Source organism: Cupriavidus sp. 2TAF22 (assembly GCF_052115045.1).
In the GTDB taxonomy this organism is placed as follows: domain Bacteria; phylum Pseudomonadota; class Gammaproteobacteria; order Burkholderiales; family Burkholderiaceae; genus Cupriavidus.
The window spans coordinates 142,048-165,700 of record NZ_JBFRFX010000001.1 but is presented as its reverse complement, the minus strand read 5'-3'; the positions used below and the strand labels follow the sequence as shown (position 1 = coordinate 165,700).

Annotated in this window: 22 protein-coding genes; 6 read left to right on the top strand and 16 right to left on the bottom strand. The window is 66.1% G+C overall.

Going from position 1 to position 23,653, the window contains the following annotated elements; genetic code table 11:
* Positions 1–28 precede the first annotated feature (28 nt).
* The 3 genes from AB4Z48_RS00685 to AB4Z48_RS00675 are packed head-to-tail and all read left to right on the top strand — an operon-like array spanning position 29 to position 3,688.
* Positions 29–994, top strand: a complete 966-nt coding sequence (locus AB4Z48_RS00685) for an ABC transporter permease (protein WP_441611897.1) — start codon at positions 29–31, stop codon at positions 992–994.
* Between the two features lie 4 nt (positions 995–998).
* Positions 999–1,946: an ABC transporter permease gene (locus AB4Z48_RS00680; protein ID WP_441612262.1), complete on the top strand. Its 948-nt coding sequence runs from the start codon at positions 999–1,001 to the stop codon at positions 1,944–1,946.
* Between the two features lie 5 nt (positions 1,947–1,951).
* A complete protein-coding gene (locus tag AB4Z48_RS00675) occupies positions 1,952–3,688 on the top strand; it encodes a dipeptide ABC transporter ATP-binding protein (protein WP_441612261.1) in 1,737 nt (578 codons plus the stop codon).
* Positions 3,689–3,981: 293 nt separating this feature from the next.
* On the opposite strand, the gene AB4Z48_RS00670 is transcribed toward AB4Z48_RS00675, so the two are convergent.
* The 13 genes from AB4Z48_RS00670 to AB4Z48_RS00610 form a co-directional block, all read right to left on the bottom strand.
* Positions 3,982–5,280: an LLM class flavin-dependent oxidoreductase gene (locus tag AB4Z48_RS00670; protein ID WP_441611896.1), complete on the bottom strand. Its 1,299-nt coding sequence runs from the start codon at positions 5,278–5,280 to the stop codon at positions 3,982–3,984.
* Positions 5,281–5,328: 48 nt separating this feature from the next.
* Positions 5,329–6,303, bottom strand: a complete 975-nt coding sequence (locus AB4Z48_RS00665) for a Bug family tripartite tricarboxylate transporter substrate binding protein (protein WP_441611895.1) — start codon at positions 6,301–6,303, stop codon at positions 5,329–5,331.
* A gap of 194 nt (positions 6,304–6,497) precedes the next feature.
* Entirely contained in the window at positions 6,498–7,730 is a 1,233-nt protein-coding gene (dapC, locus tag AB4Z48_RS00660) for a succinyldiaminopimelate transaminase (RefSeq protein ID WP_441611894.1), read from the bottom strand.
* Positions 7,731–7,855: 125 nt separating this feature from the next.
* Complete coding sequence (locus tag AB4Z48_RS00655) at positions 7,856–9,166, bottom strand: LLM class flavin-dependent oxidoreductase (RefSeq protein ID WP_441611893.1); 1,311 nt, start codon at positions 9,164–9,166, stop codon at positions 7,856–7,858.
* Between the two features lie 42 nt (positions 9,167–9,208).
* A complete protein-coding gene (locus tag AB4Z48_RS00650) occupies positions 9,209–9,916 on the bottom strand; it encodes an ABC transporter ATP-binding protein (protein WP_441611892.1) in 708 nt (235 codons plus the stop codon).
* Positions 9,913–10,785, bottom strand: coding sequence for an ABC transporter permease (locus AB4Z48_RS00645; RefSeq protein WP_441611891.1), 873 nt, complete (start codon positions 10,783–10,785; stop codon positions 9,913–9,915). Before AB4Z48_RS00645 ends, AB4Z48_RS00650 begins: the two co-directional genes overlap by 4 nt.
* Positions 10,786–10,794: 9 nt before the next feature.
* Complete coding sequence (locus AB4Z48_RS00640) at positions 10,795–11,838, bottom strand: ABC transporter substrate-binding protein (RefSeq protein ID WP_441611890.1); 1,044 nt, start codon at positions 11,836–11,838, stop codon at positions 10,795–10,797.
* Positions 11,839–12,054: 216 nt separating this feature from the next.
* Positions 12,055–12,516: a RidA family protein gene (locus tag AB4Z48_RS00635; RefSeq protein WP_441611889.1), complete on the bottom strand. Its 462-nt coding sequence runs from the start codon at positions 12,514–12,516 to the stop codon at positions 12,055–12,057.
* Between the two features lie 104 nt (positions 12,517–12,620).
* A complete protein-coding gene (locus AB4Z48_RS00630; protein WP_441611888.1) occupies positions 12,621–13,859 on the bottom strand; it encodes an acyl-CoA dehydrogenase family protein in 1,239 nt (412 codons plus the stop codon).
* Complete coding sequence (locus AB4Z48_RS00625; RefSeq protein WP_441611887.1) at positions 13,852–15,234, bottom strand: NtaA/DmoA family FMN-dependent monooxygenase; 1,383 nt, start codon at positions 15,232–15,234, stop codon at positions 13,852–13,854. Before AB4Z48_RS00625 ends, AB4Z48_RS00630 begins: the two co-directional genes overlap by 8 nt.
* 132 nt (positions 15,235–15,366) lie before the next feature.
* Positions 15,367–16,362: an NrtA/SsuA/CpmA family ABC transporter substrate-binding protein gene (locus AB4Z48_RS00620; RefSeq protein ID WP_441611885.1), complete on the bottom strand. Its 996-nt coding sequence runs from the start codon at positions 16,360–16,362 to the stop codon at positions 15,367–15,369.
* A 59-nt stretch (positions 16,363–16,421) separates the two neighbouring features.
* Complete coding sequence (locus AB4Z48_RS00615) at positions 16,422–17,150, bottom strand: ABC transporter ATP-binding protein (protein ID WP_441611884.1); 729 nt, start codon at positions 17,148–17,150, stop codon at positions 16,422–16,424.
* Positions 17,150–18,013 carry an ABC transporter permease subunit gene (locus AB4Z48_RS00610; RefSeq protein ID WP_441611883.1) on the bottom strand — a complete coding sequence of 288 codons (864 nt, stop codon included), beginning with the start codon at positions 18,011–18,013 and terminating at the stop codon, positions 17,150–17,152. Before AB4Z48_RS00610 ends, AB4Z48_RS00615 begins: the two co-directional genes overlap by 1 nt.
* 138 nt (positions 18,014–18,151) lie before the next feature.
* Here AB4Z48_RS00610 and AB4Z48_RS00605 point away from each other — a divergent pair, with 138 nt between their 5' ends.
* A complete protein-coding gene (locus AB4Z48_RS00605; protein ID WP_441611882.1) occupies positions 18,152–18,349 on the top strand; it encodes a hypothetical protein in 198 nt (65 codons plus the stop codon).
* Between the two features lie 51 nt (positions 18,350–18,400).
* On the opposite strand, the gene AB4Z48_RS00600 is transcribed toward AB4Z48_RS00605, so the two are convergent.
* Positions 18,401–19,237 carry a transporter substrate-binding domain-containing protein gene (locus tag AB4Z48_RS00600; protein WP_441611881.1) on the bottom strand — a complete coding sequence of 279 codons (837 nt, stop codon included), beginning with the start codon at positions 19,235–19,237 and terminating at the stop codon, positions 18,401–18,403.
* Between the two features lie 349 nt (positions 19,238–19,586).
* Here AB4Z48_RS00600 and AB4Z48_RS00595 point away from each other — a divergent pair, with 349 nt between their 5' ends.
* On the top strand, positions 19,587–20,195 hold the full coding sequence (locus AB4Z48_RS00595; RefSeq protein ID WP_441611880.1) for a nitroreductase family protein: 609 nt from the start codon (positions 19,587–19,589) through the stop codon (positions 20,193–20,195).
* A gap of 90 nt (positions 20,196–20,285) precedes the next feature.
* On the opposite strand, the gene groL is transcribed toward AB4Z48_RS00595, so the two are convergent.
* Together groL and AB4Z48_RS00585 are read right to left on the bottom strand one after the other, a co-directional pair.
* Positions 20,286–21,905, bottom strand: a complete 1,620-nt coding sequence (gene groL, locus AB4Z48_RS00590) for a chaperonin GroEL (protein WP_441611879.1) — start codon at positions 21,903–21,905, stop codon at positions 20,286–20,288.
* Between the two features lie 56 nt (positions 21,906–21,961).
* The gene (locus AB4Z48_RS00585; RefSeq protein ID WP_441611878.1) at positions 21,962–22,252 is read right to left on the bottom strand and encodes a co-chaperone GroES; all 291 of its coding nucleotides are present in this window, start codon (positions 22,250–22,252) and stop codon (positions 21,962–21,964) included.
* A gap of 112 nt (positions 22,253–22,364) precedes the next feature.
* On the opposite strand from AB4Z48_RS00585, the gene AB4Z48_RS00580 reads away from it, so the two are divergent.
* On the top strand, positions 22,365–23,558 hold the full coding sequence (locus AB4Z48_RS00580; RefSeq protein ID WP_441611877.1) for a hypothetical protein: 1,194 nt from the start codon (positions 22,365–22,367) through the stop codon (positions 23,556–23,558).
* The last annotated feature ends 95 nt before the right edge of the window (positions 23,559–23,653 follow it).

The following is a 23,653-nucleotide window of genomic DNA, read 5'->3' as shown; positions in this document are numbered from 1 at the left end:
AGGCCGCTACCTTTACCGGTCCACGCCGATGCTAGTCCACCTTCTGCGCAGGCTCGGGCAATCGTTGCTGGTGCTGCTGGCCGTATCGTTCATCGCGTTCCTGGTGTTTCGCCACATCGGCGATCCCACTGTCAGCCTGCTCGGTGAGGATGCCTCGCTGGAAGACCGGCAGGCGCTGATCGCCGAGCTGGGCTTCGACCGCCCGGTACCGGTCCAGTACGCGCGATACCTCGGCCATGTGCTGCGCGGCGACCTGGGCATCTCCTACCGGGTCAAGCAGCCGGTGGCGGACRTCATCCTGGAACGTGCGCCCGCCACGCTGGAGCTGGCGCTGGTGGCCGCGTTCGTGGCCGTGCTGGGCGGTGTGGCATTGGGCGTGCATACGGCGATCCACCGGGACAGCTGGCTCAGCCGGGCCTGGATGACGGTCTCGCTGGTCGGCGTATCGCTGCCCACGTTCCTCATCGGCATCCTGCTGATCTACCTGTTCGCGGTGGAACTGCGCTGGCTGCCCGCGTTCGGGCGCGGCGACACCGTAGCCGTAGGCGGCTGGAGCACGGGGCTGCTGACCCGCTCGGGATGGGCATCGCTGGTGCTGCCGGTGGCCACGCTCGGCTTGTTCAAGCTGACGCTGATCATGCGGCTGGTGCGTGCGGAGATGATGGAGGCGCTGCGCACGGATTACGTGCGCTTTGCCCGCGCCCGCGGCCTCCCCGAGCGGCGCATCCGCTATGGCCATGCGCTGCGCAATACGCTGATCCCGGTCGTCACCATCACCGGCCTGCAGGTCGGTTCGCTGATCGCCTTCGCCATCGTCACCGAAACGGTGTTCCAGTGGCCGGGCGTGGGGCTGCTGTTCATCTCGTCGATCCAGGCGGTGGATGTGCCCGTGATCGCTGCCTACCTGCTGTCTGTCGCGTTGCTCTACGTGTTCATCAACCTGACGGTCGACCTGATCTACCTGTTGGTCGACCCTCGCTTGCGGCGGGCGTGACATGATGAGAAACCGCTCCACCTCAACGCTGTCCCCCACCCCGCGCCGACGCTGGCGGAACGCCGATTCCCCGGTGCTGCGATCGTTCGCGCGCTCGCGCCTCGTGCAACTGGCCGTGACCCTGCTGGCACTGTTGGTACTGGCCGCGCTGCTGGCACCGTGGCTTGCACGCCAGGATCCGTTCGATCCGGCCGCGCTGGAATTGCTCGATGCCTTCACCCCGCCCTGGCAGCAGGGCGCCTCGGGTGCGTTCTATCCGCTGGGCACCGACGACCAGGGCCGCGACATCTTTTCCGCGCTGCTCTACGGGCTGCGCATGTCGCTGCTGGTCGGCGCGGCGGCGGTGGCGCTGTCGCTGGTCATCGGGATCGTGCTCGGCTTGGTGGCCGGCTATGCCGGCGGCTGGTTCGATGCCTTGGTGATGCGCCTGGCCGACGTGCAGCTGACGTTTCCGGTGCTGCTGGTGGCGCTGCTGATCTTCGGCATCGCACGCGGGATTCTTCCGGCCGGCTACCGCGACGAGATGGCTTTGTACGTGATCATCGTGGCCATCGGCCTCTCGGAATGGGTGCAATACGCGCGCACGCTGCGAGGCGCCGTCATGCTGGAGAAGCACAAGGACTACGTGCTCGCGGCGCGCGTCTGCGGGCGCTCGCGCGGCAGCATCCTGTTGCGCCACATCCTGCCCAACCTGCTGGCCCCCGTACTGGTGATCGGCACCATCAGCTTTGCACTGGCCGTGGTAGCGGAATCCACGCTGTCCTACCTCGGCGTGGGCCTGCCGCCGACGCAGCCGTCTCTCGGCACGCTGATCCGCGTAGGCCAGGGCTTCCTGTTCTCCGGAGAGTGGTGGATCCTGTTTTTCCCCGCGCTGGTGCTGCTGGCGCTGGCGCTCTCGGTCAATCTGGTGGGGGATTGGCTTCGCGACGCACTCAACCCGAAACTGCAATGACCCGCATGGTGACCCCCCTGTCCTCCACCCAACCCGGGCCGCCCCTGCTGCGCGTTCGCGATCTCTCGGTGGAATTCGACACCCATCGCGGCACCGTACGCGTGCTTGACGGCGTGTCCTTCGACATCGCGCCCGGAGAAATCCTCGGCGTGGTCGGCGAGTCCGGCGCCGGCAAGTCGATGACCGGCAATGCCGTTGCCGGCCTGATCGAAGCACCCGGCCGGCTGGCGGCAGGCCAGGTCGAACTGCATGGCGAGCGCATCGACACGCTGCGCGGCGAGGATATGCGCCGGCTGCGCGGCAAGCACATAGCGATGGTGTTCCAGGATCCGCTGACCAGCCTGAATCCGGTCTACACGATCGGCCGCCACCTCACCGAGACCATCCGCACCCATCTGCCGCTGAATGCGGCGCAGGCGCGCCAGCGCGCGCTGGCGCTGCTGGCCGACGTGGAAATACCGGACCCCGCCGCCCGCTTCAACCAGTATCCGCACCGGCTGTCCGGCGGCATGCGGCAGCGGGTGGCGATTGCCCTGGCGCTGAGTGGCGAGCCCGAACTGCTGATCGCCGACGAGCCCACCACGGCGCTGGACGTGGTGGTGCAAGACCAGGTGATCGGCATGCTCCGGCGCGTATGCCGCGAGCGCAATACGGCGGCCATGCTGATCACCCACGACATGGGTGTGATTGCGGAGGCTGCGGACCGGGTAATGGTGATGTACCGGGGCCGCGTGCTCGAAACCGGTCCGGTGCGGGAGATCCTTGCCCGCCCGCAGGCGCCCTATACGCAGGCGCTGATGGCGGCGATTCCCTCGGTGCACCAGCGGCTGAAGCGGCTCCCGGTGCAGGCAGCGGGCGTGGCCGACGTGCCGGCACCGGTCCCCTCCGACATGCCGCCAATCGCCAGTCCGGCGGCCGCGCCGCTGCTATCGGTCCAGGGGCTGTCGCGATCCTACGACCTTTCCCCCGGGTGGCTGCTGCGCACCCTGGCACGCGAGCCGCGCCGCGTTCTGCATGCGGTGCGCGAGATCGGCTTCGAGATCCCGCGTGGCTCGACCTTCGGCCTGGTGGGCGAATCCGGCTCGGGCAAATCGACGGTCGCGCGAATGATTGCCGGCCTCGTGCAACCCGATGCCGGCACCATCGTGCTGGACGGCATCGAACGTGGCACGGATCGCGAAAAGGAGATCGCGCTGACGGGTCGTTTCCAGATGATTTTCCAGGACCCGTATGCCAGCCTGAACCCGCGCTGGCGCATCGACCGGATCATTGCCGAGCCGCTGGAGGTAAAGAGCCTTACCCAGGATGCCGACGAGCGCGACGAGCGCGTGGCACAGGCCCTGCGGCTGGTACGGATGTCGCCCGACGATGGACGTCGCTATCCGCACCAGTTCTCCGGCGGGCAGCGGCAACGGATTGCCATCGCCCGGGCGCTGGTCAGCCGGCCGGGCTTTCTGATTTGCGATGAGCCGACCTCCTCGCTCGATGTATCGGTGCAAGCCCAGGTGTTGAACCTGATGCGCGATCTGCAGGATGAGTTCGGGCTGACCTATCTGCTGATCAGCCACAACCTGGCCGTGATTCGCCAGATGTGCGATCAGGTCGGCGTGATGCGGCAAGGGCGGCTGGTCGAGTGTGGCGCGGCCGACGAAGTGCTCTCCGCACCCGCCCACCCCTATACGCGACAGCTGATGGCGGCTGTGCCCGACATCGGCCGGGCCGGGCAGGTCGTCAATGCCTGAGCGCGCATGCTAGCACAGGCGCCGGGCGCCCCCCTCGAGCCCGTGCCCGCCATGCGTGCGGCGCAGGCGCGGCTGCCCTCGCCGGCCCGCCGCATAAGCTTCGGCGAAAAGAATCGTTCCATTCCCGCACCAAACGCCTACCGTTTCAAGTTCGCCCGACTCCTCGCACCGCCGTGCGCCGAAGCCATGCACGCCAATGCAGACACGATATCCGACTGGTTGCTGTCCGGGCCAAAGAAGCGTGGCATGCAACGCCGACCCTCCCTGAAGGGCGAGGTTTGCAGCGCATCCGGTCAATAGGGCAGCGGCAAGCCGAGGTTCTCCCGCAGGGTTCCACCTTGATATTCGGTACGGGCCCGCCCTTGCGCCTGCAGCAGCGGAATTACCTCATTGGCAAAGTCGTCCAGGCCGCCAGGAAAATACGCGGGCATGATGTTGAACCCATCGGCGGCGCCTTCGTCCACCCAAGTGGTGATATGTTCCGCGATCTGCGCCGCGGTGCCCACGACGACCTGGTGGCCTCGGGCACTGGCAACCACGTGATAGAGCTGCCGTAGCGTCAGGTTACGGTCGCGCGCAAGCTTCTTCAGCAGCTGACTGCGGCTCTGGATGGATTCGGTGGATGGCAGCTCGGGCAAAGGTCCATCGAGCGGGTAGCCTGAAATATCGTGGCCCAGTTGCTCCGATAGCAAGGCGGTCGCGTTGGATTGATCGGTGCCATTCTGCAATACCGCAAGCTTCTCATAAGCATCTTGCTCGGTACGTCCGACAATGGGCATCAACCCGGGCATCACCAGGCAGTGCGCCGGATCGCGCCCCTGTTTCGCCACCTGCTCCTTTATCTCCCGATAGAACTGCCGGGCCGCCGCCAGGTCCTGTTGCGCCGTGAAGACAACCTCTGCATGGCGAGCGGCGAGTGCCTGGCCTGGCCCGGAAGATCCCGCCTGGATCAGCACCGGATGTCCCTGCGGGCTCGGCGTCACGTTTAGCGGACCTGCTACCTCGAAGAACCTGCCGCGGTGATTCAGCGCGTGCATCTTGCCCGTGTCGACATAGACGCCGGCCTGCTTGTCGCGCACATAAGGATCAGGCTCCCACGAGCGCCACAATCCCTTTACCACCTCGACGAACTCGTCGGCGATCGCATACCGCTCGGCATGGTCGGGATGCCGTTCCCTGCTGAAGTTCACCGAGCCATCGGCGAAGGTCGTCACGATATTCCATGCGGCCCGCCCCTTGGATATCTTGTCCACTGTGGCAAACATGCGCGCGAGGTTGAATGGCTCGCTATAGGTCGTGGATGCCGTTGCCGCCAGCCCGATGTGACGCGTCACCATCGCCAATGCGGCAAGCAGTGTCAGCGGCTCCGGCCGCGTGATCATCGACGGGTGCGACTCGGGCGTGGTCAGCAAGCGGTCGCCAAAGAACACCATGTCGAACCGGGCTCGCTCTGCTGCCTGGGCGGTCCGGATAATCAGATCGATGTTCTCCGTACCTGACTCGGCGTCGGGATGACGCCAGCCGGCGGCGTGATGACCGGCGGCCAGGAGAAACAGGCCTAGTTTGATCGGCTTTGGCGAAGTGATGGGCATGTCAGAGACTTCAAATTGGTGTGGCACTGGCGCCAAAGGCGCCTGGAGCTAGAGCTGGGTACCGCTGCTTTGTATGATGCGATGCGACAGGTCATGGACCGAGCGTATCGCTGCCTTGGTCTGCTCCGGTGTGAGCGAGCGGGCCTCCACCTCGACACGGGCGAGCGCCTGGATAGTCGCGGGCTCCCGCAGGATTTCGGTGAGCAATCCCCGCAACGCCGCGAGTACGCTCGCAGGCGTGTCCTTCGGTGCGGAGACGAAGAACGACCCTCCCAACGCATTCTCCCAGCCGGTGATTCCGGCCTGCGCAATCGACGGCACCCCTGGCAGTTCGGGCGAGGTCTCGCTACCGAAGAAGGCAAGCGCACGCAGCTTTCCTGCCTTGATGGATGCCGTACTGAGGGGATCGAACACTACGTCCACATGGCCGGCGATCACATCCGCCACGGCGGGCGCGCTGCCTTTGTACGGCACATGGCGCATGTCGATGCCTGCGAGCGATTTGAGCAACTCGCCGGCGATATGCCCAGGGGTACCATTGCCCGAGGTGGCGTAGGTCAGCTTGCCAGGATTGGCCTTGGCATAAGCGATGAGTTCCTTCAGGCTCCGGGCAGGCACGCCTGGATTGACTGCCACCGTCGCGCGTGAGTTGCCGATGTATGCCACCGGAACGAAATCCGCAAACGGGTCGAAGGTCGTCTTGACCAGTTGCGGCGCAATCGCGAGATTGCCGATCGACGTGTTGAGCAACGTGTAGCCGTCGGCTGGCGCATGGGCAACATAGCCCGCACCCAGGGTGCCGCCGGCGCCCGGCTTGTACTCGACCAGCACGCTCTGCCCGGTCTTCTCCGCGAGCCGTTTGCTGATGATGCGCGCCACATTATCGTTGGTACCGCCGGGTGCATAGGGCACGATATAGCTGATCGGCTTTGACGGATACGCCGGGCCAGCCTGTGCATGGGAGGATGTGGCGGCGACCGCCAGGATGATGGTTGTCGCGAGGCGAACGGCAATGTTGGACATGGCAAAGGCCTGCAGATAAGCGAGGGCCAAGTCTCACACGAGCGCACAGCCCGGCAAAAGGAAGCATTCCGCAGTAGATAAGTTGGAGTCGTTCCTTGACGCGGGAGCGGCGCAGAGGTACGCAGGCGCTTGGCCTGGTCCGATCAAGCCACGCTGCCGAAGCGCGGCTGGCGCAGGGTTGATGCCGGAGCAGACTAGGCCGCCACGGTCGCCGGCTGCAGCGCGCGGACAAAGCGGATCAGCCGTTCCACGCCCTGCGCGCATTCCTCCGGGCTGGCCACCAACGCAATGCGGATGTGGCCCGCGCCAGGGTTATGGCCGCGCACCGTGCGCGCCAGGTAGGTGCCTGGGACCACGGCAAGGTTCTGTTCGGCCAGCAATTCGCGCGTGAACGCCACGTCATCCAGCCCGCTGGCACGGATGTCCAGCCAGACAAAGAAGCCCGCCTGCGGCGTGTGCAGGCTCGCCACCTGCTGCAGGCGCGGGATGGCGAAGGCAAATTTCTCGCGGTACAGGCGCCGGTTCTCCACCACATGCGCCTCGTCCTGCCAAGCCGCGATGCTGGCGCCCTGCACGGCCGGACTCAGTACCCCGCCGGAATAGCTGCGGTACTGGCGCAGCCGCGCCAGCACCTCCGCGTCGCCGGCGACAAACCCGGAGCGCAGGCCGGGCGCGTTGGAACGCTTGGAAAGGCTGGCCACGGCCAGGATGCGCTGGCGGTCGCGGCCCAGCGCGCGTGCGGCGGCCAGCACGCCCAGCGGCGGCGCATCCTCGTCGAAGTAGAGCTCCGAGTAGCACTCGTCCGCCACGATATGGAAGCCGTGGCGCTCGGCCAGTTCCAGGACATGCGCCCAATCGGACAGCGAGTACACGCGCCCCGACGGGTTGTCGGGCGAGCACAGGTAGGCCAGCCGCACGCGCGGCCAGATGTCGGGCGGCACCGCGTCGAAGGCTGCGGCCAGCCCGCGCGCGGGGTCGATGTCCAGGTAATACGGCTCCGCCCCGGCCAGCAGCGCGGCACCTTCATAGACCTGGTAGCCGGGGTTGCTGACCAGCACCACTGGCGTACCCTGTAGTGGAAGATTGGCCCGCAGCACCACCTGCGCCACGCTGAACAACGCATCCTTGGAGCCATTGACCGGCACGATCTCGCGTGCCGCGTCCAGGTCGGTCACGCCGTGTCGGCGTGCGATCCACGCGGCAATGGCTTCGCGCAGCGCATCGCTGCCGGCCACTTTTGGATACTGGCCAATGCCCGCGGCGTGCTCGCCAAGCGCCTCCACGATAAAGCGCGGCGTGGGATGTTGCGGCTCGCCCCAGCTGAAACTGATGGGCTCCAGCTTGGTGCGCAACGGCGTCTGCGCCGCCAGCGCCACAAGTTTCTCGGTGGGATAGGGCTGCAGGCGCTCGTGCAGGGGGTGGCTCATGGTTGTTCTCCGGTGAGGACTCTCGGTGCGTTAGCGGCTAACGGCTGACGGCTAGCGGCTTGGCGGCCTGGCGGCTTCCGGCGCCTTCCGCCCCCCCGCTGCCAGGACACGGCGCGCCGGCGTACTCACGGGCGATCCAGCCCGTAGTGCGCCCGCAGCGTATGGGTCTCGTAGTCACGGCGGAACAGGCCCTTGCGCTGCAGCAGCGGCACCACGTGCTCGACGAAATCGTCGAGGTGTGCGGGCAGCACCGGCGGCATCACGTTGAAGCCGTCGGCGGCGCCACTGACAAACCAATCCTCGATAGTGTCGGCGATGCGCTCGGGAGAGCCTGCCAGGGCGAAGTGCCCGCGCGCGCCGGCAAGCTTGTGCAGCAGTTCGCGCAGCGTCGGGCGCTCGCGGGAGACCAGGCCGGTGATCACCACGGCCCGGCTCTGTGCCGCCTGCACCGTGGCGGGATCGGGAAAATCATCGGGCGACAGCGGCGTGTCGAGATCCAGGTGCGAGAAGTCGAACCCGCCGAAACGGTTGGACAACCTGGCACGGCCGACCTCGGGATCGGTCAGCGCATTGAGCTCGCGCCAGTTGCGCTGCGCCTCTTCATCGCTCGAACCGATCACCGGACTGATGCCGGGCAGGACCACGATCTGGTCGGCGCGCCTGCCGCTCTTCTCGGCCCCGGCTTTCAGCTCGTCGTAGAAGGCCACGGCGGTTTCCTTGTCCAGATGCGCGGTGAAGACCGCCTCCGCATAGCGTGCCGCAAACGCCTTCCCCGCGGGGGACGAGCCTGCCTGGACGAGCACGGGGCGACCTTGCGGCCCCCGGGGGATATTGAGCGGGCCGGCCACCTTGTAGAACGCGCCGGCATGCCCGATCGGCCTGATACGGCCGGGGTCGGCAAAGCGCCCCGTTTGCGCATCATCGACAATGGCATCGTCGGCCCAGCTGTCCCATAGCTTGGTGGCCGCCTCCAGGAAGTCGTGGGCACGCGCGTAACGCTCCGCATGCGGCGGCTGCTGGTCCAGCCCGAAGTTCTGGTTGGCGCCCTGGACCCACGACGTTACGATATTCCAGCCCACGCGGCCGTTCGTGATGTGGTCGAGCGAAGCGAACTGGCGAGCCAGGTTGAAAGGCTCTGAGTAAGTGGTGGAGGCAGTGGCGATAAAGCCGATCCGGCTGGTGGCCCGTGCCAGCGCCGCTACCGCGGTGATCGGCTCCAGCCCGGCGCCGGCGACGTGCCGGATGCCCTCCCCCAGTGCCAGCGCATCGGCAAGGAACACGGAGTCGAAGCAGCCTGCCTCCGCCGTGCGGGCGAGCGCCTCGTAGTAGCCGATATCGGTCAGCGGCAGGCGCGTGGCGCGCGCATGGCGCCAGCCCGCCTCGTGGTGGCCGCGGCCGTGGACGAACAGATTCAGGTGGAGTTGCTTCTTCGCCATGGGGTCAAGGGGTCGATGGATCGGGGAGGTGGAACGAGGCGCCTACACGCAGGTGTCCATGCCGAGGGCGGAAAGCAACTGGTCGCGTAGCTGATCAAAGCCCGCTCCGCACCTTCTGCGCGGGTGGGACAGCCCGACTGGCCGGTCGAGCACAATGCGCCCCGCATCCATGACCATGACGCGGTCGGCCAGCACCAACGCCTCCTCCACGTCATGCGTGACCAGCAAGACCGCTGGCCGGTGCTTGCGGACCACATCGTGCAGCAGGCCCTGCATCCTGAGACGGGTCAGCGCATCGAGGGCGCCAAAGGGCTCGTCGGCCAGCAGAAGGGCCGGCCGGCGCACCAGGGATCGCGCCAGCGCAACCCGTTGCTGCTCGCCACCGGAGAGCGCATTGGGCCAGGCCTGCTCGCGGCCGGCCAGCCCGACCATGGCAAGCGCCGCCTTCGCGCTGGCCTCCGCATCTGCCTGGTGCAGGCCAAGCTTCACGTTGCCGAGCACGCTCTCCCACGGCAACAGACGCGAATCCTGGAACAGCACCGATCGGCTCTGCGGCACGGAGAGCTCCCCACTGCGGCCCGCGTCGGCATCGAGTTCCGCCAAGGCCCTGAGCAAGGTGCTCTTGCCGGAACCGCTCTTGCCTATCAGCGCGACGAACTCGCCGGGGGCGATGCTAAAGGAGAGGTTGTCCAGCACCGTGCGCTGGCCGAAGCGCCGGCTGAGGGCGCGCGCTTCGATGGCGACGCTCATGACCCGATCACCTTCCGATAGGACAGCGCCTTGCGCTCGCAGGCACGCACCAGGGCATCCGAGCCCAGCCCCAGCAGGGCGTAGATGCACAGGCCGACGACGATGACATCGGTCTGGCCGTAGTCACGGGCGCGGTTCATCAGATAGCCGATGCCCTCCGTGGTATTGATCTGCTCCAGCACCACCAGCGCCGTCCAGCAAGTTGTCACCGCGAGCCGCAGACCGGTGAAGAAGCCGGGCAGCGCCCCGGGTAGCGCCACCCGGCGGACGAACTCGGCCCGCGACAGCCCCAGGCTCTGTGCCAGTTCGACGTAGCGCATGTCGATGCTGCGCAGCCCGGCATGGGTATTGATATAGACCGGCACCAGCACGCTGGTGGCGATCAGGACGATCTTCATCGACTCGCCGTTGCCCAGCCACAGGATCGCCAGCGGAATCAACGCAAGCGTGGGAATCGCACGCTTGATCTGCACCAGGCTGTCGATCGACGCCTCTCCCCAACGGCTCAGGCCAGCCGCAAGCGCGAGCGTGACCCCAATCAGCACGCCCCAGAACAAACCGATGTAGGCGCGCTGGGCCGAGGCCCACAGATGCGGGCCGAGGGTCCCGTCGAGCGCCAGGTCCAGGCCGGTGACGACGGCGCTCGACGGCGCAGCCAGCAGCTTGGGCGGAAGATATCCGAGCCGCGAGGCCAGCTCCCAGGCAAGCAGCACGACCGCCGGCCCGAACAGCAAGCCCCAGGCACCGAGCTTGCGCGGCAGCAAGGCCGGCCGGGGTCCGGCGCCGCGCGCGGAAGGCCGCTGGCCCGAAGCCGCGGCGCGTAGCCAGGCGCCAGCGCCCTTGCCTGCAGTGGAAGCCTGCTGGTTCATGCCGTCCTCCTAGTTGGCTGCCGGCGGCAGCGAATCGACGGCAGCCTTGATCACGGGATCGAAACCAAGGTCGAACTCCTCGCGGGCGTCCAGGCGCTTCGGTATGTCGCCGGCATCGTGTATCAGGTCAACCAGTTGCTGCTGTGACGGGATCAGCGCCGACAGCAGCGGATAGTAGACTTTCCCCTCCGACCTGACGATGGCGAATCCGTCCTCCGGCTTCAGGCCCTGGTTCTTCACGTAGTAGGCCTGCACCCATTGCTGCGGATGCTTGACGGCCCAGTCGCTGGCCCGGATCCAGCCCTTCACGAACTGGCGGATCGCGGCGGCCTTGGCCGGGTCCTTGAGCGCCTTCGGGCTGGCATACAGGTAGGCCGTGCCGGTGGGCAGCGCGGCATGCTCGGCCGCGGGTATCGTGCTGGCCTTCTGGTCCGCGTAGTCGCGCAGGTAGCGGCTGAAGTGCGGCTCATTCAGGGCCGCCACATCGACCTGCCCGCTGTGGATCGCGGTGGGGAACTCGCCCGCGCGCAGCGGCACCAGCCTGACATCGCGCCGGGACAGGCCCGCCAGCTTCAGCGCGGCCAGCACGAAAGGCTGGCGGCCGGTTCCTTCGGCATAGGCGATCTTCTTGCCTTTCAGTTCCTTGAGCGTGTTGATCGTCAACCCTGGCCGCACGGCGAACTGGTAGTCCGGCGCCGAATTCTTCCTGGCTGCGACAACCGGCAGCGTCTCGCCTGCGGCATGGGCCTGAATCGGCGGCGTATTGCCAACCACTGCCAGGTCGAGGGCGCCTGCGCGGAAGGCCTCCAGGATCGCGGGGCCACCGAGGAAGTTGGCATAGGTGATGCTGGCGCCCACCCTAGCCTGCTCGCCGGCGCTGCGCAGCAGCGTCTGGAGGGCTTCGTTCTGGTCCGCTACAACCAGCTTCGTTCCCGCCGGGACCGCCGGATCCGCGCCGCCCGGCTGGGCCAATGCGTGCGCGCCGAAGGTGCCGCCCAGGGCGAGGGAAAACAGTATGCAGACGGCGCGCAAGCGAGATTTCTTGATAGACATGGAGGATACGAGCAGCACCGGCAAGGCGCCCCGTGAGACAGAGCAGTCCTGGATATTGCAACCGCGTGGAAGCGCGGGCAACGAAGCTTTTCGATCTTGCTTGCTACCATCTTCGCGGCAGGGTGGCCGGGCTGCGGCTCCGCCGCCCGGCGGGAATCCCCGTTGCAAACGGCTTGGTCTGCGGCCTGCGCCAGGCCTTCACCGGCAAGCCTGCCGTCAGGGCCTCACGCCCACCACTGCCCGCAGGATCACGGGGTTGTTGCCGCGCAGCGAACTGGCGCCGAGCACGGACCTCGCGTGGATGCCGACATCGCCGAGCACTTCGACGAGGGTATCGGAGGCACCATCGAGCACCAGGGCATGCTCTTCGAAATCCTCGGTGGCATTGACGAATCCCTGCAGTTCGAGCACCTGCGCAACCTTGTCCAACGATCCGAGTTCGTCCTTGAGGACGAGCAAGAGTTCGATCGCGGCGAGATGTGCGAAGTGCTTTCCCTCTTCGACGGAGAATTCCCGCCCGAGCTTCCCGCGCGGCGCCTTGCTGTCTACAGGCGCGGCGGATTTGCCGGAAAGAAACAGCAGGTTGCCCCATGCCGTGGCGTTCTGGTAGTGCGCCGCGGGCTTGCTGGCGGTTCGGGGTCCGGCGACGAATCTTGCAAGGCGTTCATCTGCGCTCATGGTGGTTTCCTCTGCTTGTACGGGTGGCGGCCCCCCGGGGCCGGACATCTGCGTTGAAACGCAACCGGTATCCATGCCTGCTCTCGCATGTCCACCGGGACCATCTAGAAGAACGCGCCGGTTGGCAGCAACGTGCCGTTCAGGTAATGGTCGCCCAGCACCCGCTCCTTGTAGAGGCGCGGGTTGTGCGAGGCAATGACCTTGATGTTGCGCCAGTGCCGGTCGAGCGCTGCCTGGGTGGAAACCCCGCTGCCGCTGGACACGTCGATCAGCAGGCTGGCCAGATTGGCGGCCACCTCGTCGGTGACCACCTTGGCCTCGGAAGCCGCCACCGTGGCGGCCAGCGACAAGCGATGCGCGTCCGGGCCATGGGACTCCCGCCAGGCAAGGTCCAGCGCTTGCACGGCGCGGTCGGTGACGGCGTGCAGGGCGCTGCGGTAGGCCGCGATGCGGCCGATCGTCGCCTGGATTTCCGGTTCGTCACCCGGCCGCTGCGCCAGCGCGTGATAGTAGTTGCGGTGCCGCGCGCGCACCAGGGCAACGGCATCCGCCAGTATCCTGCTGACGATGCCGGTGATGGCGGTGGTCAGGTACACCTGGTGGAAGGTGAAGCCATACAGCACGGGCCGGCCGTCATTCGCGCGGGCAGGCAGATCGTGCAGGTCCGCCTCGTTCACGTACACGTTGTCGAACACCGTGGTGCCCGAGCCTGTGAGCCGTTGCCCGAATCCGTCCCAGTCGTCGTCGAGCTTCACGCCGGACGCAGAAGATGCGATGAAAAACTGCTTGGTGCGCCCGGTGGCCGGCTCGATTGCCGTGGAGAACAGGTAGTCGGCGTACAGGTTGCCGGTCGAGTAGATTTTCCTGCCCGATATGCGCCACCCGGGCTCGCCGGGCACCGGCACGAGCCGGGTGGCCGGCACCTGGCCGAGGGAGCCGGCCGGCTCGCCGGTCAGTTCGTTGAAAGCGACGCCGAAGGTCTTGCCCTGTCCCGCCAATTCCAGAACATGCCGCGAGAAGGCGCCGTCCCTGGTCTTCAGGTGCTGCTCGACCGCGAAGAAGTGATTGCGGAACACGTGGGCGATGTTGGAGTCCGCCGTGGCGAGATCGCGTGCCAGCAGGAACAACTCCGGCAGCGTGATGCCCTGCCCGCGCTCGGCACGCGGCAACCGCACGGCGCCGAAGCCGCGTGCCTTGAGGGCGGCCGTTTCGGCGAAGGGGAGCCGGTGCGCCACGTCGCGCTCGGCAGCACCCGCCGCCAGCTCCCGGAACAGGTCTTCGTAGCCGAGCCGCCGTGTCACGTCGCTCCACGCGATCAGGTCGACCGATGCAACCTCAGACATGATCGGTCACTCCTTCGCGGCTGGCGGCCTGCGCGGCGACGCCCGGATCGCGCGGGTCCGCATACGCCGGCAGTCCCAGGTGGTCACGCAGTGTCGTTCCCGTGTACTCGGTGCGGAAGCGCCCCGCCTTCTGCAACACGGGGATCAGGTGGTCCACCACATCTTCGAGACCGCCCGTCTGTACGTCGATGTTCAGGTTGAAACCGTCCGCGGCGCGGCTGTCGACCCAGTGCAGGATGTCGGCGGCAACCTGCTCCGGCGTGCCTGCGATGATCCGGTGTCCGCCGGTGATATTGCTGACCAGCGTCTGGCGCACGGTCCAGTCGTTCGCGCGCGCCTCGCTGAGGATTTCCCGCCGATGCCATCGCGAGGCCACGGGCACCCGGCTTTCCGCCTGCTCGATCTTGTCAAAGGGCAGCTTTTCGTCCAGCGGCAGATCGTCCGGATCGAGCGCCAGGTGGTGCGCCAGTTCCTCGCGCAAGAATGCGAGATCGAGTTGCTCGTCCAGTTCCCGCTTGCGCCTGTGCGCCTCGGCCTCGGTGCCGCCCAGGATGGGGAACAGGCCGGGCATCACCAGCAGGTGGTCCGGATTGCGCCCGTAGCTGCGCGCCAGGGACTTCACGTCGGCGTAGAACGTCCGCCCCTTTTCGATGCGGCGCTGCCCGGTGAAGAGCGCATCGGCGAAGCGCGCGCCGAAGGCCTTGCTGTCATCTGACTGCCCTGCCTGGAAGATGACGGGGCGGCCCTGCGGGGTGGCCGGGGTGGACAGCGTGCCCTCGCTGCGGAAATGCTCGCCCCGGTAGCGGATCGGCCTCAGTCGTGCCGGATCCACGTAGACATGGCTGCGCGCATCGGCCACCACGGCGTGCTGCGGCAAGGAGTCCCACAACTGGACCACGATCTCCGCGAATTCGGTTGCGCGCTGGTAGCGCGCCTCCTGCTCGAAGCCCTTGTCGAGCCCGTAGGCGGCCAGCGCCACCGGCACCTGGCTGGTGATGATGTTCCAGGCGGAGCGCCCTTTGCTGATGTGGTCGAGCGTGGCAATCTGGCGCGCCACGATATACGGATGGCCGAAGAGACTGGATGCCGTCACCACCAGGCCGATGTGCCGGGTGGCCTGGCTCAGCGCGGCATGCAGCGCCAGCGGATCGAGCGCGCGCCACGGCCGGTGAAAGGCCTCCGGCACCAGCCCGCCCGGCCCGTCCGCGAGAAACAGCGCGTCGATCTTGCCGCGCTCGGCGATCCGGGCAATCTCGACGAAGCTGTCGATATCGGTGGACAGGCGGGCCGGATCTGGCAGCGTCTTCCAGGCGGCGTCATGGCGGCCGGAGGCGAGCACGTTGACGCCCAGGCGAACGGGAGGTGCGGATGACATGAAAAGGTCCTTGCGGTGGGACGGAGGCTGCGTATCGCGGCATATTGCTGCGATACCCCAGCCATGGCGCGGCAGTATCGGAATGGCGTGACAGCGCCCGGGCGCCGGAAGCGCCCGGACAGGAAACCCGGCTCACACTCTCACGGAGTACTCGGCCACGTTGACCCGCTTCGGCAGGATGCGGCGCTCGGCCAGCCAGTCCGCGGCCCGCTGGAACTGGCCGAGGAAGGCCTTGTCGTCGGCCTCGTAGAACTTGTTCTGGCGGCGATAACCGATCAGGTGGTCACGCACGGCATTACTGTATTTGCCTGCCTTCTGGGCGAAGGCCTCGGCCTCGGCAGCATGCTGGTCCGACCACGTTCCCTCGATGCGATAGGCGTCGATGACGGCGCGCACCAGGGCGGAGTTCTCCACCGCGAAGCGCCGCTGCGTGACCAGCGAGGAATAGTCGATCAGGAAGTCCAGGTCGGTGCCTTCGAAAAAGATGTCCTTGGCGTCGTACTGGCTGCGCGCGATGTCCACGCCGGGCGTCCACATGGACCAGGCATCGACCTTGCCCTGCCCGAAGGCGGGTGCCGCGTCCGGCGGATTCAGGTAGACGAACTCCACCTTCGCGCGGTCGACGCCATGCTTTTCCAGCGCCGCCACCAGCAGGAACTCTCCCAGGCCGGAGCGGTTCACCGCCACCTTCCTGCCGGCCAGGTCCTTGACCGAGTTGATGCCCGAGGTCTTCTTGACGATGATCGCGGTGCTGCGCGGGCTATAGACATTGAACTGCGCGAACACCAGCGGCGAGCCGGCGATGATCGCCGCCAGCGCTGGCGTCGTGCTGCCCCAGAAGCCGAAGTCGGCACTGCCGCCCACCACCGCCTGCAGCGACGGCGCGTGATTGGGGAAGGGGCCGACCCATTCCACCTTGATGCCCTTGGCCGCCAGGTTCTTCTCGAATTCGCCGCGTTCGCGCGCGATCAGCGGCAAGCCGCCGGGCCCCCAACCCACCCGCACCTTGTCGGTATTGCGGGTACCCTCGGCCAGGACGCCTTGCGGCAGCCCCAGGCCGGCGCCGAGCGCCAGGCCGGCCTGGACCAGTTTGCGGCGGGCGGGAGAAAACGGGGAATGCTGTGTCATCGGAACCTCACAAGGAATGGCAGAACCGGCGCGCATGGCCGGGACGGGAAGACTGGATCTCAGCTGGCTGGCCGGGGCCGGGCATCGACGCCCAGTTCCCGCAGCAGGCGGGCCCGCAGCGTGCCCCTTTCCTGCCCGGCGTCGGCGCCGACGCCGTAGGACGCGGCGATGCGTCCCTTGCGCATGACCAGGATGCGGTCGGAAATGGCAATGGCCTCGTCCACATCGTGTGTCACCAGCAGCACGCCAGGCTGGTGACGTGCCACGAGCTCCTTCACCAGCACATGCATCTTGATGCGAGTCAGCGCATCGAGCGCGGCGAACGGCTCGTCCAGCAACAGCAAGCGGGGCTCGCGCACCAGCGCGCGAGCCAATGCCACACGCTGCGCCTGCCCGCCGGAGAGTCGTCTGGGCAGGTCGTTTTCACGCCCGCCGAGGCCAACCTCGCGCAGAGCCGCCTCGGCGAGCGGCCTGCCCTTGTCGTCCGGGATGCCCAGCGCGACATTGCGCCATAGCGGGAACCACGGCATCAGCCGATGCTCCTGGAAGACCACGGCAGGCTGCGCGGGGCCGTCCACGTGGCCGGCGTCGATGGGGTCCAGACCAGCCAGCGCGCGCAGCAGCGTGGTCTTGCCGCAGCCGCTTTCACCGAGCAGCGCGACGAATTCGCCGGCGTCGATCTGCAGGTCGAGATCGTCCACCACCACATGTTCGCCATACTGACGGCGCAATCCACGGACGACGACCGCCGCTTCGCCGCGCTGGCGGGTTGCTGTTTGCGCGGACATCAGCGTGAACCCTTTGCGTCGTAGTTGGGATGCCAGGACAGCAAGCGGCGTTCCAGCAGGCGCGCCAGGCTATCCGCGAGCACGCCGATGGCGGCGTAAATCAGGAGGGTGAGTACGATGACATTGGTCTGCAGGAACTCGCGGGCATCCATGGCGAGGAAGCCGATGCCTTTCGTCGTGGCGATCGTCTCGGCGATGACCAGCGCCAGCCACGACACGGCGAGCGCATAGCGCACGCCGGTCAGGATGGACGGCATGGCACCCGGCAGCACGATCTTCGAGATCTGCTCGCCCAGGCTCAGGCCCGTCACTTTGCCAACCTCCAGCAGCTTCGGGTCCACCTGCCGGATGCCCAGCACCGTGTTGATATAGATCGGGAATAGCACGGCCAGCGAGACGAGGAAGATCTTGCCGCTCTCCTCCACGCCGAACCAGACGATGACCAACGGAAGCAGGGCAAGGAACGGGATCGCCCGCACCATCTGCACCGAGCGGTCCAGGACGGCCTCCGCCAGGCGGGAGAAGCCCACCAGGATGCCCAGGCCAAAGCCAATCGCGCCACCGATGGCAAAGCCGGTCGCCGCCCGTGCCAGGCTGTATGCGAGGTGAACGAACAGCGATCCGTCACGGATCATTTCCCATGCCGTCCGTGCGACGCTGCTGGGCGCCGGCAGCACCTGCGGTTCGATATAGCCCGCGCGGGACAGGAATTCCCATACGACCAGGACCAGTACGGGCGTGGCCCACGAGATCGCCAGGAACCCGGCATTGCCGAGCCTGCGCTCGCGGCCGCGGGCTTTCTCCTTCGCGGCTGGCGGCGCGGCAGTCCGCACGTCGAATGGCTTTGAGGCGCTGGATGTCATGGAAACTGGCTCGTCCCGCGACGAGTAGAATTTGAAACCGGGGCAACGCGGCAAGGCAGGACTGCCTCGGCCGGTGAGTGAGCGTCAAAGCTTACTGTCTGGCCAGTTACGCGGGAAATAACAAGTCTGGATATGCATATGTCTTTCGGCGCATCCAGCGAAGTGGAGGAGACATCCCGGCCGCGCCTGCGCGTTCATGCATTTGCGGCAGAGCGGCTTTTCAGGATGCCCGCGATTGGCTTTGAAATCGCGGATGGCAACGGTCTTTGCTGTTCGACAGAACAGGAGGCACCACAGGACGCGGAACCGGGCTATCGGCTTTCGGCTTTCGGCTAACCATTGTCCGGCCCGTCCCCTGTAGCGATTCCCTGCCATGCGTGCGTCGCCTCAGGCGGGCGTCTTGCGAAACTTCTCGTGCAGTTGGCGCAGCAGCGGCGTGGGCGTCATGCCGTTCTTCTTCTCTACGCCGATCAGCCAGCCGGTGCGATGCCAGTCCTGCACGATGCGGTCGATCACGGCCTGGGTATCGGTCTCACCCTTGCGCACCCAGATCACCGATGGGGACGGGATCAGGTCGCGCGGCGAAACGATCTCGTAGTCCTTCCAGTCGGCGTTGTTCTCCACCAGGTCGCGCAGCGTCGGGCTCACATGCACCGCCGCCACGCAATTGCCGCCCCTGAGCGCCAGCAGCGACTCGGGCTGGCCGCGGAAGGCCCTGATCTGCGCGCCGTACTGCTCGGCCAGCGGCTTGGTGAAGTTGCTGCCCTGCGAAACGCATACCGGCTTGCCTTTGGCGTCTTCCCACCTGGCGATGCCGCTACCCTTCCTGGCGATAGCGGCGCCACCGACCTCCTCGAATGGCGTGGGCACGAAGGACAGGATCTCGCTGCGCTCCTGCGTCCATTGCATATTGGCGATCAGGATATCGACCTTGCCCTGCTGCAGGAACTGCACGCGGTTCGAGGGCTGCACCTGGATGGTTTCCAGCGTGACGCCAAGGCCCCTGGCCACACCCTCGGACAACTCCACGTTATAGCCCACGTGCTTTTGCGTGGCCGGGTCGATGGTGCCGAAGGGCGGGCCGGAGAGGACCACGCCCGCCACGAGCTTGCCGCGCTGCCTGATCTTGTCGAGCGTGGCATCCGCATGCGCGACGCCCGCGGACAGGCAAAGCAAGGCGGCGACGATTCGGGCAAAGGACGAGAAGCGGAAGACGGAATTCATGCGGACCACGCGCCGAAGCAAGTGAAAGGGAGGCGGGCATCTTGCTGGATCACGCTGACGACCACAAGAAAGGGTTTCGGATATGGATATGCGCGACCCCGGGCCGGGCGCCGGGGCAATGAGGCGAGCTCAGGAATCAGCGTTGGCGTGAGAGCCCGAGCCCGGCGCATGCCATCCGCCGGTCCTGGTGCACACAGCTATCCGAGTAAGAACCTGCGCAAATACTCGTAGGAAAGCCGTAGAAAGTCATGCTGGAATCAGCCCTGGAGCGCTCTCCGATTCCAGCCACGGCTCACCACCCGCCGGCATCTTGAGCCAATACTGTCCGCATCCATCACCAGGAACCCTCATGTCGCAGCCCCGCAGCACCGAGCACGATATCCATCCGCTTTTCCTGCAGCGCTGGTCGCCGCGCGCCTTCACCGGCGAGGCGATCGAACCCGCCACGCTGCTGCGCTTCTTCGAGGCGGCGCGTTGGGCGCCGTCCGGCTACAACGCCCAGCCGTGGCGCTTCGTCTACGGGCGGCGCGATACACCGGCCTGGCAGCCGATTTTCGACGCGCTTTCGGAGTACAACCAAGGCTGGGCACGGAGCGCGTCGGCGCTGGTGGCCATTCTGTCGCGCAAGGTGTGGATCCCGCCGGGCAAGACCGAGCCGCAGGACATCGCCACGCATTCCTTCGACGCCGGCGCGGCCTGGGCCAGCCTGGCCTTCCAGGTAACGCTGTCGGGCTGGCACGCACATGGCATCGGCGGCTTCGACAAGGCGCGGTTGCGCGAGGCACTGGCGGTGCCGCACGACTATGCCATCGAGGCTGTGATCGCCATCGGCAAGCAGGGCGACAAGTCGCAGCTGCCTGAAGCATTGCAGGCGCGCGAGCAGCCCACCCAACGCCATCCGCTGTCGCACCTGGTGGCCGAGGGCCGCTTTGCGTTCGTGGAACAACCGGGCGCCTAGGCGTCGAAGGCTCCTCCCAGGAAGCCGGCATGAACGACAAAGGCCGCCAGCATTGCTGGCGGCCTTTGTCGTTCATGCCCCGAGCCGGGCTTAGAAGTCCAGCCCGCCCGGCAGCGCCGGTGCGGCATCCGCCTTGGGCAGCTCGATCACCGCCGCATCCGTGGTCAGGATCAGGCCGGCCACCGAGGCCGCATTCTGCAGCGCGGTGCGGGTTACCTTGGTCGGATCGACCACGCCGCCTTCCACCAGATCGCCGTATTCGCCGGTGGCCGCGTTGTAGCCGAAGTTGCCTGCCCCCTCGGCCACGCGCGCCACCACCACGCTCGCCTCTTCGCCAGCGTTGGTGACGATCTGCCGCAGCGGCTCCTCCAGCGCACGCAGCACGATCTTGATGCCGGCCTGCTGGTCGGGATTCGCGCCGGTCACGTCCTTGACCGCCTGGCGCGCGCGGATCAGCGCCACGCCGCCGCCGGCGACGATGCCTTCCTCAACCGCGGCGCGGGTGGCATGCAGCGCGTCTTCCACACGGGCCTTCTTTTCCCTGACCTCGACCTCGGTGGCACCGCCCACCTTGAGCACGGCCACGCCGCCGGCAAGCTTGGCCACTCGCTCCTGCAGCTTCTCGCGGTCGTAGTCGGAGGTGGCTTCGTCGATCTGGGTGCGGATGCGCTTGACGCGCGCCTGGATCTGATCGGCATCACCTGCACCGTCGATGATGGTCGTGTTCTCCTTGCCGATCTCCACGCGCGCGGCCTGGCCCAGCTGCTCCAGCGAGACCTTCTCCAGCGACAGGCCCACTTCCTCGGCCACCACCTGCCCGTTGGTGAGGATGGCGATGTCCTCCAGCAGCGCCTTGCGGCGGTCGCCGAAGCCCGGCGCCTTGACTGCGGCAGCCTTCAGGATGCCGCGGATGTTATTGACCACCAGCGTGGCCAGCGCCTCGCCTTCCACGTCCTCGGCGATGATCAGCAGCGGGCGGCCGGCCTTGGCCACCTGCTCCAGCACCGGCAGCAGGTCGCGGATGCTGGAGATCTTCTTGTCCACCAGCAGCAAGAAGGGCTGCTCCAGCACCACTACCTGCTTCTCCGGGTTGTTGATGAAGTATGGCGACAGGTAGCCGCGGTCGAACTGCATGCCCTCCACCACTTCCAGCTCGTCGGCCAGCGACTTCCCGTCTTCCACGGTGATCACGCCTTCCTTGCCTACACGGTCGATGGCTTCGGCGATGCGCTCGCCGATGGCGCTCTCGCCGTTGGCCGAGATGGTGCCCACCTGGGCGATCTCGCGGCTGGTGGTGGTGGGCTTGCTGATGCGGCGCAGCTCCTCGATGGCCACCGCCACCGCCTTGTCGATGCCGCGCTTCAGGTCCTGCGGGTTCAGCCCCGCCGCCACATACTTGACGCCTTCGCGCACGATGGCCTGGGCCAGCACGGTGGCGGTGGTAGTGCCATCGCCGGCGTTGTCGCTAGTGCGCGAGGCCACTTCCTTGACCAGTTGCGCACCCACGTTCTGCAGTCTGTCCTGCAACTCGATTTCCTTGGCCACGGACACGCCGTCCTTGGTCACCGTGGGGCTGCCAAAGCTGCGCTCCAGTACCACGTTGCGGCCCTTTGGGCCCAACGTCACCTTCACTGCGTTGGCAAGGATGTTGACGCCCTCCACCACCTTGGCCCGTGCCACGTCGCTGAACACTACGTCTTTTGCTGCCATTGCTATTGGTCCTGTGTCTTTGTCTGGTTGATCTTGATTGTTCGTGTCGCGGTACTTCAGCGCTCGACCACGGCGACGACGTCTTCCTCGCGCAGCACCAGCAGTTCCTCTCCGTCCACCTTGACGCCCTGGCCGGCGTACTTGCCGAACAGCACGCGATCGCCCAGGCGCAGGTCCGGCGTGATGCGTTCGCCGGCCTCGTTGCGGCGGCCGGGGCCGACGGCGACGACTTCGCCCTGGTCGGGCTTCTCGGCGGCACTGTCAGGAATCACGATGCCGGATGCGGTGCGGGTCTCGTTGTCGGACCGTTTGACGAGGACACGATCGTGCAGGGGACGAAGGCTCATGCTGGCTCCAGGGAAATGAAATGCAGGGAGTGGTAACAGGTCGAATCGGATCGAATCGAATCGGCAGATGAGCACACCGCGGTGACACCGCGATGTTTGCAATCAGCACTCAATGCCGGTGAGTGCTGAGTATAAAAACGATGCCGCGCACGGCCAACTGCTTGTTTCGCATTTCCATAGTCACGCGGCTTACGAGCCGGATCGCTCGCATTGTCGCCAGGTTTTTTTGCCCGCTTCACCGCCGCCAGACCGGTGGAACCCGCACGGGCCGCCGTGGCCGTCCGCTAACGCGAATGTTGAAATGCCGTTGTGGGTTGCGGATTCAACCGGTCAACGCAACAGCTTGATGGAATCGCTCCGCCGAGCAGCCTCTTTAAACCCCAAACATTCACGTCTAATCTGCCTGTCTTTTGCCAGATACATTACGAAATCCGGGGGGTATTCGTTGCCGGGAATCAATGCTGTAATTCTCCGCGGGTATATTGCGAATCAATCTAAATTAAAAAAACAAAATTTCAGGGAAAACATGCGAGCCATCACCATCGCTCTTGTTTATGCGAGCAGCCTTTTTGCAGGCTGCGCGTCCATCGTAAGCGGCACCAACCAGGTGGTTTCCGTGGAAACCCGTGACAATGATCAGCCGCATGCCGGTGCGAAATGCAAGCTGACCAATAGCAAGGGGACTTACTACGTCACCACTCCGGGCACGGTCACCATCAATAGAGCCTATGGCGATATCAACGTGCGGTGCGACAAGGACGGGCAAGAGCCGGGCCTGGCCACAGTGAAGTCGACGACAAAAGCCATGGCCTTCGGGAACATACTATTCGGTGGAGGTGGCGCGATTGGCGTCGCCGTGGACACCGCCTCGGGCGCGGCTTATGACTACCCTGAAGTCATCCTGGTACGCATGGGTGAAAACTCGATTGTCAGCATTCCGACAACGGGTGGTGGACTAGCGCACGTCGAAGCCTCTCTTCCCGCGGCCACCGGCTATGCTGACGCTGCCAATGTCGATGCCGTGCCCTATATGCGCGCACGCAAAGGCTACGCAACCTATCGTGAACGCAAGGCACCTAAAGCATTCGTGCTGGCCGATGGCGGACACTATGCCTTCTGGACCAACAACTCGAACGCCATCGACAAAGCCATGGCACGCTGCCGGGAAATGCGCTTCACCAATTGCCGCCTCTACGCCTATGACGACGTCGTAGTCTGGCCGCACGGGGTCGCTATCACACGAGAAGACCCGCCAGAAGGTGAATCCAGAAACAAAGTACTAAGCCGCTCTGGTACGCAGCCGTAACCGGAATCGCGCGCCAACCGTTTCCGCTCCGGCAAATCAAGCATCCTTGGGAGGAGAAAAAAACATGGAGATTTGTCGGGTCGAACTTGTCGAAT